Below are 295 nucleotides of genomic sequence, written 5' to 3' on the forward strand. Positions count from 1 at the left end.
CTAACAGCCAAAAATTATTTTCCTAATTAAGGGGTTAATCCATGTTTACCAGCCAAGAAGGCAAAAAAGTTCCTCAGGTTACTTTCCACACCCGTCAGGGCGACCAATGGATTGATGTCACCACCAATGACCTGTTCAAAGATAAAACCGTCATCGTGTTTTCGCTGCCAGGCGCGTTTACCCCAACCTGCTCTTCCAGCCATTTGCCACGCTACAACGAACTGTCCAGCGTATTCAAACAGCACGGCGTTGACAGCATCCTTTGCGTTTCGGTGAACGACACCTTCGTGATGAA

At 47.5% G+C, this 295-nt stretch carries 1 protein-coding gene; it reads left to right on the plus strand.

Translation table 11 applies throughout. The features are described from left to right. Positions 1-41: 41 nt before the first annotated feature. Positions 42-295: redoxin family protein (locus tag ACM615_RS23975; RefSeq protein WP_431012640.1), on the plus strand; the 254-nt coding region annotated here is incomplete at its 3' end.

It is taken from the genome of Rahnella sp. PAMC25617 (assembly GCF_050606005.1).
Classification (GTDB): Bacteria; Pseudomonadota; Gammaproteobacteria; order Enterobacterales; family Enterobacteriaceae; genus Rahnella; species Rahnella variigena.